This window comes from Pantoea sp. X-Soil-ISGK-421, from assembly GCF_059730785.1.
In genome coordinates this window covers 1,075,878-1,088,379 of sequence record NZ_AP035979.1, presented here as the reverse complement: position 1 = coordinate 1,088,379, position 12,502 = coordinate 1,075,878, and the positions used below count along the sequence as shown (strand labels likewise).

The 12,502-nt window shown below is 55.0% G+C and carries 11 protein-coding genes; 5 read left to right on the top strand and 6 right to left on the bottom strand.

Features of this window, described 5'->3' with window-relative positions; genetic code table 11:
• The first annotated feature begins 6 nt into the window (after positions 1-6).
• Both AC6I8K_RS04925 and ybaK read left to right on the top strand, forming a co-directional pair.
• Entirely contained in the window at positions 7-807 is an 801-nt protein-coding gene (locus AC6I8K_RS04925) for a TraB/GumN family protein (RefSeq protein WP_064740490.1), read from the top strand.
• Positions 808-1,101: 294 nt separating this feature from the next.
• Positions 1,102-1,581, top strand: coding sequence for a Cys-tRNA(Pro)/Cys-tRNA(Cys) deacylase YbaK (gene ybaK / locus AC6I8K_RS04920; protein ID WP_497826307.1), 480 nt, complete (start codon positions 1,102-1,104; stop codon positions 1,579-1,581).
• On the opposite strand, the gene AC6I8K_RS04915 is transcribed toward ybaK, so the two are convergent.
• Positions 1,578-2,447: a LysR family transcriptional regulator gene (locus tag AC6I8K_RS04915; RefSeq protein ID WP_497826306.1), complete on the bottom strand. Its 870-nt coding sequence runs from the start codon at positions 2,445-2,447 to the stop codon at positions 1,578-1,580. The genes ybaK and AC6I8K_RS04915 overlap by 4 nt on opposite strands.
• A 90-nt stretch (positions 2,448-2,537) precedes the next feature.
• On the opposite strand from AC6I8K_RS04915, the gene AC6I8K_RS04910 reads away from it, so the two are divergent.
• Positions 2,538-2,969 carry a multidrug/biocide efflux PACE transporter gene (locus tag AC6I8K_RS04910; protein ID WP_483816935.1) on the top strand — a complete coding sequence of 144 codons (432 nt, stop codon included), beginning with the start codon at positions 2,538-2,540 and terminating at the stop codon, positions 2,967-2,969.
• A gap of 404 nt (positions 2,970-3,373) precedes the next feature.
• On the opposite strand, the gene ushA is transcribed toward AC6I8K_RS04910, so the two are convergent.
• On the bottom strand, positions 3,374-5,125 hold the full coding sequence (ushA, locus tag AC6I8K_RS04905; protein WP_497826305.1) for a bifunctional UDP-sugar hydrolase/5'-nucleotidase UshA: 1,752 nt from the start codon (positions 5,123-5,125) through the stop codon (positions 3,374-3,376).
• Positions 5,126-5,584: 459 nt separating this feature from the next.
• Here ushA and ybaL point away from each other — a divergent pair, with 459 nt between their 5' ends.
• On the top strand, positions 5,585-7,273 hold the full coding sequence (gene ybaL, locus AC6I8K_RS04900) for a YbaL family putative K(+) efflux transporter (RefSeq protein WP_483816933.1): 1,689 nt from the start codon (positions 5,585-5,587) through the stop codon (positions 7,271-7,273).
• Between the two features lie 81 nt (positions 7,274-7,354).
• Here the strand turns inward: ybaL and AC6I8K_RS04895 are convergent, their stop codons facing one another.
• The 4 genes from AC6I8K_RS04895 to AC6I8K_RS04880 form a co-directional block, all read right to left on the bottom strand.
• Positions 7,355-8,656, bottom strand: a complete 1,302-nt coding sequence (locus tag AC6I8K_RS04895; protein ID WP_483816932.1) for an inosine/guanosine kinase — start codon at positions 8,654-8,656, stop codon at positions 7,355-7,357.
• Between the two features lie 58 nt (positions 8,657-8,714).
• The gene (gene hemH, locus AC6I8K_RS04890) at positions 8,715-9,674 is read right to left on the bottom strand and encodes a ferrochelatase (protein WP_497826304.1); all 960 of its coding nucleotides are present in this window, start codon (positions 9,672-9,674) and stop codon (positions 8,715-8,717) included.
• A 121-nt stretch (positions 9,675-9,795) separates the two neighbouring features.
• Entirely contained in the window at positions 9,796-10,440 is a 645-nt protein-coding gene (gene adk, locus AC6I8K_RS04885; RefSeq protein WP_007886892.1) for an adenylate kinase, read from the bottom strand.
• Between the two features lie 151 nt (positions 10,441-10,591).
• Complete coding sequence (locus AC6I8K_RS04880) at positions 10,592-11,410, bottom strand: DUF6024 family protein (RefSeq protein ID WP_064740482.1); 819 nt, start codon at positions 11,408-11,410, stop codon at positions 10,592-10,594.
• A gap of 187 nt (positions 11,411-11,597) precedes the next feature.
• Between AC6I8K_RS04880 and AC6I8K_RS04875 the strand changes: the two genes are divergently transcribed.
• Positions 11,598-12,467 carry a LysR substrate-binding domain-containing protein gene (locus tag AC6I8K_RS04875; protein ID WP_497826303.1) on the top strand — a complete coding sequence of 290 codons (870 nt, stop codon included), beginning with the start codon at positions 11,598-11,600 and terminating at the stop codon, positions 12,465-12,467.
• Positions 12,468-12,502 lie beyond the last annotated feature (35 nt).

Below are 12,502 nucleotides of genomic sequence, written 5' to 3'. Positions count from 1 at the left end.
CAGGGAATGAGACACGGTCTGTGGCACAGCATCCAACAACGGATCGCGACCCTTTTTCCGGCCAGTTACAGCTGGCCGGCCATGGATATCACGCTGGGCGATCGTCGCCTGCATCTGGCGGGTAGCATTCATATGGGCACGCGCGACATGCAGCCACTGCCCGCTGGACTCCTGCGCCAGCTGAATAAAGCCGACGCGCTGATTGTGGAAGCCGATATCACCCAAGGCGCATCGCCGTTCAGCAATGACGATGAGCATCCGCCGCTGGCAACGCGGCTCGACGACAAGGTTCTGCAACGCCTGCAAGCGCTGTGCGATGAGCTGTCGCTGTCATTGAGCCTGTTCGATACGCTGCCATTCTGGCAAGTCGCGCTGATGCTGCAGGCGCAGCAGGCGCAGCGGCTGGGATTGCGTCCGCAGTTTGGTATCGATTATCAACTGTTGCAGGCCGCCAAAGCAGCGAACAAACGCATTATCGAGTTAGAAGGGCCGGAGACGCAGATCGCCCTGCTGAAATCGCTGCCACAGGATGGTTTGCCGCTGTTACTGGATACGCTGGAACACTGGCATACCAATGCACGACTGCTGCAAACCATGATCAGTTGGTGGCTGGATGCACCGCCAACTCAGCAACCGGTCGCGCTGCCGACCACCTTCAGCAGCGAGCTGAACGATACGCTGATGCGCAATCGCAACCAGCACTGGCGAGAGTTGCTGCTGGCATTACCCAAAGGGCGTTATGTGGTCGCGGTGGGCGCGCTGCATCTGTATGGGGATGATAATTTGCCTGGGTTGCTGAAAGCATAATATTTGCACTATCCCGTAGCGGCGCAATTTATTGCGCATTGCCAGCGCGAGCGTGCGGCAAAAACGCGCGATAAATCGCGCCGCTACGGATATATGCGGTTAATAAATTGCGTAAATAGCAGAAAAAAAGAAGGCCAATAATAATATTGGCCCGTCAAAGAGGAATTTGTTTATGATTTTGGTTATCACCAACAATCTCTTGCTGGCGCGGGCCAATTCTCGCGCAAAGTTCAGAATTTCGCCACTGTTTTTCCATCAAAACTGAAATAAGAATTTTCCTAACAAGGACCGATCATGACGCCCGCGGTAAAACTTCTGGAAAAACATAACGTCACCTTTACCCTGCATCCGTACGATCACGATAGCCATGAAACCCATTTTGGTGACGAAGCCGTGCGTAAACTGAATCTGGATGCGCGTCAGGTGTTCAAAACCTTGCTGGTGTCGCTCAACGGTGATGCCAAAGCGCTGGCTGTAGCGGTCACGCCAGTCTCAACCCAGCTGGATCTTAAAAAGGTCGCTAAGGAGCTGGGCGCGAAGAAGGCGGATATGGCCGATCCCCAACTGGCACAGCGCGTGACCGGTTATCTAATCGGGGGAATTAGTCCGCTGGGACAGAAAAAACGTCTGCCAACCGTGATCGATCAACAAGCGGCGGAGTTCGCGACTCTCTTTATCTCCGGCGGTAAACGTGGATTGGATATCGAACTCTCTGCACAAGATTTGTCTCGCCTGCTGGATGCGCCACTGGTCGATATCGCGCGGCGCGATTAATCAGGCTGCTGAGCGCAGAGTTGATCGATCATCCAGCGCCCGGCCGGTCCTGGTGGATTCCGCCGCGACCACACTACATCTACCGCAATGCGCTGCGGCCAGCCCGGCACCGGCAACTCCTTTAGCACCTGATGGCCAAACTGCTCCACCAGCCAGCGTGGCAACACGCTCCAGCCAAAACCTTGCTCCGCCATCTCCAATAACAATAAATAGGACGGTGCTGACCACACGCGCCCTGCGGGCAAGGGTTCCCGGTTTTGCACCCAGGTATTGAGCCGTAAATGTCGCAGCTCACCTAACTGCCCTTCACTCACCTGCTGAAGCTGTGACAGCGCATGATCCTGATGAAGGTAGATCGCCATCTGTGCCCCCACTTGCAAACGCGCCACCGCCAAATCCGGCGGCAGTTGCGGCTGCGCCCGCACCACACCAAGATGCACGCGTCCAGCTTGTAACAAATCTAATGCATCAGCATCCTCGGCGATCATGCACTCGAATTCGATATCCGGATAACGTGCCTCAAACCGGTTAAGCAGATTTTCATGGTGATCGGCCTGCCAGAAATCAGAGATCGCCAGGCTAAGGCGCGGTTCGACGCCCTGCGACAAGCGCACTGCCAGCTCATCGAGCCGCTGGCTGGCGGCCAGAATCTGCTGCACCTGCGCAAACGCGCGCTGGCCATGCTCGGTCAGCACCGGATTGCGCCCGCTGCGATCAAACAGCGTAAAACCCAAATCATCTTCCAGATTAGCGACGGCCTGGCTAATGGTGGATTGGCTTTTCGCCAGCGCGCGCGCCGCGGCCGAAAAGGATCCGCTGGCCACGGTTTGCACAAACGCCTCAAGGGATTCTGGGGAGTATTTCATAGTGAACCATCGCTTTTATCGATAGGTAATCATTTTATCTTAGCATTACACAGTGCGAAAATACGTGTCATACCCATTAAGGAGATTTATATGCGTACCCGTTCGCTGAAAGAACGTTTTTGTCATGCCGCAGGCTTTGAAGGATTGGCCCTTATCACGGTTGCGCCGCTGGCAGCATGGATCATGGAGAAACCGCTGTTTCAGATGGGCGCGCTAGCGATTATGCTGTCGACCGTCGCCATGCTGTGGAACATGATCTATAACACGGGTTTTGATCGCATCTGGCCGCCGCAGGTAAAACGCGGATTCGGTCTGCGCGCCATGCATGCGCTGGGCTTTGAAGGGGGCTTTATCCTGATTGGCTTACCGATTGCCGCCTGGATGCTGAATATTTCGTTACTGGAGGCGTTTGTGCTGGAAGTGGCATTCTTCCTGTTCTTCCTGCCCTACACCATGGTTTACAACTGGCTGTGGGATAAGTTGCGCCACCGCTGGGTGACGCAGAAATCGTGTCAGGCGTGATGAGCAAATGGAAAGAGGTCGCCATGAATGGCGACCCTACAGGCGTTACAGCGATAGTGATTAAGAACCAGGCATTGATGCTGCAGCGTGGGTGTTGAGGCGACATCCCAGCCCGCTGAACGAGTGAAGGATTCCAGGGCGAGCCGCAGGGATGCGGCGAGAGACGGCGCTGAGCAGGAGCGAATCGCCGCCGGCCCGTCAGGAATCGTGAGCGAGTGAAGGTACCGCGTAGCGGCGGGCTGGGCTGGCGCAGGGCCCGGGAGTGCAGAGGGCGCGGCCAGGCGTCCTCTGCTCGGTCGCCGCACGGCATAGCTGAAACTGCCCCAGCCGAGGGCGAACGAAAGTCGCTGGGCGCTTAAATGAGCAGCATTACGCCATCAATGGCGACCCTACGTACGCTGAGTTCAATGCTGCGCAGCGCGCGGCCAAATCCACGCCAGAATCATCTGCGGATAGCTTGGCTTATGTTGTTTCTCCAGCGCTTTATTGCGCTGCTCAATCTGCGCTTCCGTCAAATGTACAATGCCCGTTGGTTCATAATCACTCACCTTCAATGGCGAATGCTGGCTGACATAATCTCGCAGCACATCCGCATCGCGCAGCCCGCTATTGCTGAAACCGGCATGAGTTTCGATGTTAGGATAGCCGTCGCCACCGCTGGCGTTAAAGCTGTTGGTTGCCATGCGGTAAGTTTTATCTTTTTGCAGCGGCTCACCGTTAATCTTTACCTCACTAACGCCTTTTCCATCCGCCACCAAACTAATATGGGTGAACTGCGCGAAGCCGCCTGAATCCGCTTTGATATTGGCGACCGTCGCCAGATAACTCAGCAATTCATTGCCAGTCAGCGTGACCGATACCACCTGATTACCGAACGGCTGCACCTGCAGTAAATCGCGCCAGCTGAGATTGCCCTGCGTCAGCGAAGTGCGAATGCCGCCGCCGCTCATCACCGCAAAGTCCGCTTTGGTCGCCGCCATCTGCGCGCGTAAAATCAGTTGCCCAAGATTGGTTTGCTCAAAACGTACCTTGTCGCGCTCACCAACAAACACGCCGTCGCTGCTGCCGACTTTTACATCCAGCTTCTTGCCTGCACGCAATTGGTAAGGCGTTAACAGTTTCATCATCGCGCTGTTTTTCGGGATCTCTTCCTGCCAGGTAAGCCAGGATTCGCTGCCATCAAGATTCTTCACTTTGTGTTTCAGGTTGACCGGGATCAGCTGGTAATTCTCCAGCGTCAGCTCGCCATTACGGAAGGTGAAGTCGCCGCGTCCAACAAATTTGCCCCACTCTTTCGCCTGCATGATCCACACGCCATTTTGACGATCCGGCTGGCAAGGCTGGCCCGGCTGATAATCTTTAACGCTGACGTTCTCTTTCTCCATGCACACCGCATCCTGCGAATGGCCGCCAATGATCACATTGAGGGTACCCGGCGGCAGGCTGCGCGCCAGTTCAACGTCGCCCGGCGCATTGCTGCCGTGCTGGCCGTCGTCGTAATGCCCCATGTGAGTTAACGCAATGATAACGTCAGGCTTTTCGCTGGCGCGTAATTCCGCCACCGCTTTCTCGGTTTCTTTCACCGGATCGCGAATATCTATCGTCGAAATATTTTCTGGATTGGAGATGCGCAGCGTGTCGGTAGTGGTCAAACCGATTACCGCGATCTTCAGTCCCATGCGATTAAAGGTCGCCCACGGCTTAAATAAACGCGTGTCGGTTCCCTTTTGATAGATGTTGGCTGACAGGAAAGGAAACTTGGCCCACTTCTGCTGCCTGAGCAGCACGCTAAGCGGTTTATCGAATTCATGGTTGCCCAGCGCCATGGCGTCATAGCCCACCAGATTCATGCCGCGAATATCGGGTTCGGCATCCAGCATATCTGACTCTGGCACACCGGTGTTCACATCGCCGGCGGAGAGGATTAATGCACCGCCACCTTTGGCCTGAACATCATAGCGCTGCTGATCCATCAGCGTTTTCTGCGCCGCCAGGCCATATTCGCCCTGTGCATTAGGCCAGTAGCGACCATGATGATCGTTGGTATGCAGAATACTGAAACGATAACTGCGATCTGTTTGCCACGCCTGCGCCAGCATCGGCAGCAGTAACATTATCAGCGCCAACCAGCGCCCTTTTCGCGGTGATAAAAACAAAGCCGATCTCCTTATTCTGCATTTTTCCACTGAGCGGTGGACTTGATGTGCTTAATCGCCCCTCTGTGTCGCACAGATGGCCCATTAACTCAAGATGAATGACACATTGTAAGGTTCAGTGTGCCATCTTCCGCTGACAATGGCGGGAATTTGATCTGGCCTCCACCGGCCAAATCTCAGCCTGGTTGCCTGTTATCCGCTTTTCGGCTGCTTTACCCGCGATTACCCCTTCTCCTGAGCCTGTTTCGCTGGGAAACTGTTTTTTCCCTCCGGCCCTTCATTCTGCGTATTTCCAGCCGATATAGTGAGATAACTGAGGAAAATACAGCTTCAGCTGCATTTTGGTCTCATTTTTTCAATTTACTGGTCTTTTACCGCTCAAATGTTTAAACGCGGTAAGTCATTGTGCATTACACTAGGTTGTTACAAGCGGATACATTTGCACACAAGGAGACAGGCATGCATCACACCACACCGTTGATCACTACCATTGTCGGGGGACTGGTCCTCGCATTTCTCCTTGGTATGCTGGCAAATCGCCTGCGCATCTCACCGCTGGTCGGTTATCTATTGGCTGGCGTATTGGCCGGCCCTTTTACACCAGGCTTTGTCGCGGATACCAACCTTGCGCCAGAACTGGCTGAACTCGGCGTGATTCTGCTGATGTTTGGCGTGGGTTTGCACTTCTCGCTAAAGGATTTGATGTCAGTAAAGTCGATTGCCATTCCTGGCGCCATCGCGCAAATCGCCGTGGCAACGCTGCTGGGAATGGGGCTTTCCTGGACAATGGGCTGGTCGTGGATGACCGGTCTGGTATTTGGTTTGTGTCTTTCTACCGCCAGTACCGTGGTGCTGCTGCGCGCACTGGAGGAGCGTCAGCTGATTGATAGCCAGCGCGGGCAAATCGCCATTGGCTGGTTGATCGTAGAAGATTTGGTGATGGTGCTGACGCTGGTACTGCTGCCGGCCATTGCTGGCATGCTGGAACAAGGTAACGCCAGCCCAACGCTGCTGTTGTGGGATCTGCTGTTGACCATCGGCAAAGTTGTCGCCTTTATGGTGCTGATGATGGTAGTAGGCCGTCGCGTGGTACCGTGGATTTTGGCCAAAAGCGCCGCCACCGGTTCGCGTGAACTGTTTACCCTTGCGGTATTAGCACTGGCGCTCGGCATCGCTTTTGGCGCGGTGGAATTCTTTGATGTCTCCTTCGCGCTTGGTGCCTTCTTCGCCGGCATGGTGCTCAATGAATCTGAACTCAGCCACCGCGCGGCGCACGATACCTTGCCGCTGCGTGATGCCTTCGCCGTGCTGTTCTTTGTTTCCGTCGGTATGCTGTTTGACCCAATGATCCTGATTGAACAGCCGCTGGCAGTGCTAGGCGCGCTGGCGATCATCGTGCTGGGTAAATCGATCGCGGCCTGGCTGCTGGTGACGCTGCTTGGCCATTCGCGTCGTACCGCGATGACCATTTCGGTGAGCCTCGCGCAGATTGGTGAGTTCGCCTTTATTCTGGCCGGTCTCGGCATCTCACTCGGCATGCTGAGTGATGAAGGCCGCAATCTGGTACTGGCGGCGGCGATTCTCTCCATCATGCTGAACCCGATTCTGTTTAGCGTGCTGGAGCGTTATCTCGACAAAACCGAGACCATCGAAGAGCAGACGCTGGAAGAAGCTATCGAAGAAGAGAAGCAGATTCCGGTGGATATTTGCAATCATGCGGTGCTGGTCGGTTATGGCCGCGTAGGCAGCCTGCTGGGGCAAAAACTGATGGAAGCGGATGTGCCGCTAGTGGTGGTTGAGAACTCCCGCCCGCGCGTTGAAGCGCTCCGTGAACAAGGCATCAAAGCAGTACTGGGTAATGCAGCGCGCGTGGATACCATGGATTTAGCACGCCTCGACTGCGCCCGCTGGCTGCTGCTGACCATTCCAAATGGCTACGAAGCCGGCGAAGTGGTGACTGCGGCGCGCGAGAAGCGTCCAGATATTGAGATTATCGCGCGTGCGCATTATGACGATGAAGTGACTTACATTATGGAGCGCGGTGCCAATCGTGTGGTAATGGGCGAACGTGAAATCGCCAACAGCATGTTGCACGTGCTGGAAGAAGAGATTGCACAGAACCCGATTGTGCGTGAGTGCCCGATTTAAATTTGTTTAGTTCCTGGCCAGGTCGCCATAAATGGCGACCCTAAGATGTAAGGTGCGCATTAATGCGCACCGATGCCATCATCAACGATCCCAGTACGACTCTTCTAAACTGTCTTCCCGCTCTGGCAGGCCGCGTGTCAGACGCGGTGAATGCTGGTTCAACACCTGATAACTCACCCGGTTGGCGTATTTACACACTTGTGCCAATGACGAGTACGTCAGGTATTCACGGCCGTGTTTACTGGAGTTAGGGACCTTTTGACGATGGAAGTTGTTGGCGGTGATGTCGTGCAGCAGCGCCGCTAGCGCGCCATCGCCTGCGCCGTTGGTGTTCATGATCTTTTCCGGTCCGCCCATATAAGGCGCGATATGCGAGAAAATGCGCAGCGGCTGCTGGCAATCTTTGTGACGCATCGCGCGGCTAAATTCATATTGGTTGAATTCAGCCAACGCGCCCGGTAGCAGTGGATGGTTGGTTTTGCGCTTGTACTCTTCTTCGGTGAAACCGGCCATGTACAATCCGGTTGGCCCGGCGGTACACAGCACCAAATCCACCCAATCCAGCGCCATATTGGACGCCAGCAGCGGATCCTGTTCACCGGTCAACGCAAACGCTTCTTCTTCGTTCATCGCCACAATCGAGACGTGGTCGCGCAGGAAATCACGCCAGAACTGCGGGTTATCCTGAATCACATATTTAGTGCCAAGCGTCAGCACCACCGGCACATTGTGCTTCTTCGCATATTCGATGGCACGCAAAGTGGCTTCCGGCATCGGCTCGCCCGGCTGGCAGCGTACCAGATAGGAGGTCAGTACTAACGCCGACGCGCCCGCAATCACCTCTTCCGGAATATTGTTAGCCTGCAGCTGATTCATCAAGCCGGGACTGATGGCGAAAGTACGTTCGCCCTGCTCGCCAATCAGCGTAAAGCAGCGACCAATCGCACCATCAACGCCCTGCAGGAAGTTAAGATCCATGCGGCTGGAGGTGTTGCACAGATAGCGATAGGCGTAGCCGCCAATCTGGATATTGTTGCACATCACGCCCAGCAGTACCGAGCGGTCATCCGCCAGCACCGAGTAGTTATGCAAGGTATTTCCGATGGTGCCACCGGCAAATTGATGACTGATGAGCTCTTCGCGCATCAGTTCATTGTAGAGCGCCTCGGCTGTAGCATCGTCGATCACCAGCGAGTGACCGGCGCTTAAGCCGTAACGCTGCAGAAAGTCATCATCGACTTTGGCTTCGATATCGACCAGCGTCTGATCGATACCCACCACCCAACTGCCCTCTTCCTGCTCTTGCTGCGTAGCCTGCAGCAGCGGATCGCGTGCGTTGACGGGGAAATAGTGTTTGGATTTGCGTTTGCCGGGAAATTTCATCGAGAGTGCCGTCAGGGAAAATCAGGCAGAGAATGATATCACACTCTCTGCCACACCCTTAACGGCGCGCGTTGACCAGCTGCACCATCATTTCAATGTGCTCAGCATCGTCGTTGAGCGCCGGGATGTACTCGAACTTTTCGCCGCCAGCATGCAGGAAGATCTCGCAGTTCTCTCCGCTAATCTCCTCCAGCGTTTCGAGGCAATCCGCGGCAAAGCCGGGGCTCATCACCTGCACGTGCTTAATCCCTTTAGCCGGCAAACTCTTCATGGTTTCGTCGGTGTACGGCGTGAGCCACGGCTCGCGACCAAAGCGCGACTGGAAGGTCATCATGATCTTATGCGGCGCAATGCCTAACGCAGCGCTCAGCGCATCGGTGGTGTCTTTGCAGCGCAGCGGGTAATCATCGCCTTCATTGGCGAAACGCTGCGGAATGCCGTGGAAAGACAGCACCAGCAGCTCCGGTTCACCATGCTGCGCAAACGAGCGTTCAACCGACGCTTTCAGGGCGGCGATGTAGGCCGGATGCTCAGCGTAATCGCGAATAAAAGCCACTTCGGGCAGCGAACGCAGCGGCTTGAAGCTGGTAGCGAGTCCATCCCACACGGCAGCCACCGTTGAGCAGGAGAACTGTGGATAGAGCGGCAGCACAATAAGTTTGGTGACGCCCTGCGCCAGTAAGCGCTGCAGCGCGCTGTCGAGGCTTGGCGTTCCGTAGCTCATTCCCAGTTCAACCGGCATATCCAGCCGCTGCGCCAATGCTTCACGCTGACGCTTGCTAAACACCATCAGCGGCGAGCCTTCATCCATCCAAACGGAAGCATACAGTTTCGAAACGCGCGGTGAGCGGAATGGCACGATGATGAAATTGAGAATCGGCCACCACAACCAGCGTGGTGTATCAACCACGCGCGGATCGCCGAGGAATTGTTTCAGATAGCGTTTAACCGCCGGTGTTGTCGGTGCGTCTGGTGTGCCTAAATTCACCAGCAGAACCCCGGGCTTTTCTTGCCTCATTGTATTTCCTTGATGTCGAAACGAATGGGTCAAATGCAAAATCAGGGGGAAATTGTAGCGGAAAATGTGGGAGGGGAAAGCAATTGCTGCAAAAGGGCCGGACAACCGGCCCCAGAACGCATTAACCGAGGATAGTGGCCAATTGCGTGCTCACTTCAGCGACAGGGCGTGTGCCGTCGATTTTGTGATATTCGGTGTTACCGTCTTGCGCTTCTTTGCCGTAGTAAGCAATCAGCGGCGCGGTCAACTGATGGTATTCCACCAGACGCTTACGCACGGTCTCTTCCTGGTCATCTTTACGCGTGGTCAGCTCTTCACCGGTCAGGTCATCTTTACCTGCCACTTTCGGTGGATTGTAGGTGACGTGATAAACGCGGCCAGATGGCGTATGGACACGACGACCGACAATACGATCCACAATCAGCTCGTCCGGTACGGCAAACTCCAGCACATAGTCAACCTTGATGCCCGCTTCTTTCATAGCGTCAGCCTGCGGGATAGTGCGTGGGAAGCCATCGAGCAGGAAACCGTTTTTGCAGTCTTCCTGCGCGATACGCTCTTTAACCAGCGCAATCACCAGCTCGTCAGTCACCAGTTTACCGGCATCCATGATCGCTTTTGCCTGTTGGCCCAGTTCCGTGCCCGCTTTTACTGCCGCACGTAACATGTCACCCGTGGAGATCTGCGGAATACCGTATTTCTCCATGATGAATTGAGCCTGAGTGCCTTTACCTGCGCCCGGAGCTCCGAGCAGAATAATACGCATTGCGTAATTCCCCTTGCGAATCGCATTGTTCAATCTGAGAAGGCGAAGAACATACCATTATGACCCGCACACCACAAGGAAACGGGCGCGCTCGCCATGAAAGGTCTACTTTGACCTGCTTTGACAGTAAATACCAGCAGAGTGCCCGTTTTTAGGAATCACGGCTAAGCATCAGCACGTCTTTCAGACGTTTTTTTAGTGCGGGCGTCACGTTCTGGTATTTGTTGACCCCGCCACGCACGTTGGCGCGCAGGCGTAAACGCGCCTGATCGGGCAGAACCTGCATATCCTGGGGCAGTTGATGCGCATTCAGTCCATTCGGCAGAGGAAAAAGGGCAAACGGCAAACCGGGTTGCTGAATGGAGTGCAGTATTATCGGCGAATCGAGCGCGATACTTTCTACTGTGGCGATGTTGAAGGGACGCCATGCGCTATCCTCCATCATCGCCAGCGCCTGTTCTGGTCCCGCGCCCAGCGCTAATCCTTGCTCAAACAGTCGCAATTCACTGCGCACCAGCGTACTGAAATCTGCGGTGCGCAGGGCGATCAACACCAGATCACTACATAACGCGGCATGACGATCAAGCCGTGCCACAAAAAGCCGCGCATCGCTCACCAGGCGTTTATGCAATTGGGTGGCAAACGACTCCGATGCATCAGTCACGCCCTGGCTCTGGCATTCGCTCAGCGTCTTAACGCGGCCTTGCTGCATATCGACATGATCCACCAGGGCAATGTTACCCGCCGTCATCGGCAAAGCAGGTAGCACGTTGAGTTCGCTCACCGGATGATGTGAGGCGTAACGCGTGTGATTGCGCGCCTGCTCCTGACGCAGAAATAACTGGGAGAGCAGTACCCGAGCGATGTGCAATGAAGGCGCAAAGAAGAGATCGTAATTTTCAAGCCGGTAATGACGTGAAAGCAAGCCGCGAAGCTTATCGCGCGCCGCAGTAGCCAGTTGTGGAGCCATCGCGTGATATTTCTCTTGTTATTGTGCTGTGTGGTAGGTGAAGCGTGGCAATGAGGTTCGGCACACGACACAGAGAGGCTGAGCCGTCAACCCGCCAGAATCAGGGGGAAAGGTTAGGCCAATGCGGCTGGACATTAAAATGATATAAACTGACAATCCCTGTTAGGTTTTTACACAGGGGACGAGTATGACCGCGCTTCCATCGTTACGGGCACTGCACTATTTCCATCAGGCGGCACTGTATAGCAGTTTTAGCGTTGCGGCCGAGCGTCTGCATGTGACCCACAGCGCCATCAGCCATCAGATTCGGCAGCTGGAAAGCTGGATGGGAAAGCCACTGTTTGTGCGCACCAATGGACGCGTCAAATTAACCTCACACGGTGAACGTCTGCTGGTGAGTTGTCAGAAAGCCTTTAGCGAACTCTCCACCACCTGCGAAAGCATTCGTACCGGCATGCGCCATCATCTCAGCGTCTCCTGTGCGCCCAGCTTTCTTGCTCAATGGCTGATTCCGCGCATCGCCAGCTTTTATCAGCGCTACCCCGATATTGAAGTGCAGTTTCAGCCGCTGGTGGAGATCGACCAACTGCGCAGCGAGCACACCGACGTGCTGATCCTCAGCGCTGAGCAATCACCGGATGATGACATCGATGTCACGTTAATTAGCGATGATTATATCGGCCCGCTGTGCGCGCCGCAGTTTGCGGCACGTTTTCAAAGCGAGCAGGATCTCGCCTCATTGCCTTTACTGCACGCCGATACGCGGCTGCATGCGTGGGCTGAATGGGCGAAAACCAGCGATGCGCGTGGCAATTTCTGGATCGGCAAGCATTTCGACAATTTGACGTTAGGGATTCAGGCGGCGAGAAATGGTTTGGGTGTCATTATGGCGCCGCGCTTGTTGGTGCGTCAGGAGTTGAATGACGGGACGTTGATAGCGCCGCTGGGCTTTGTGCGTGTCGATCGCGCCACCCTGATGATGACCAAGATTTCGCGTCAACACGATGCAGAGATTACGTTGTTCCGCGACTGGTTGCGGGATCAGGCGCAGATATAAAAGCAGATAAAAAAAAGGTCGCCATGAATGGCGAC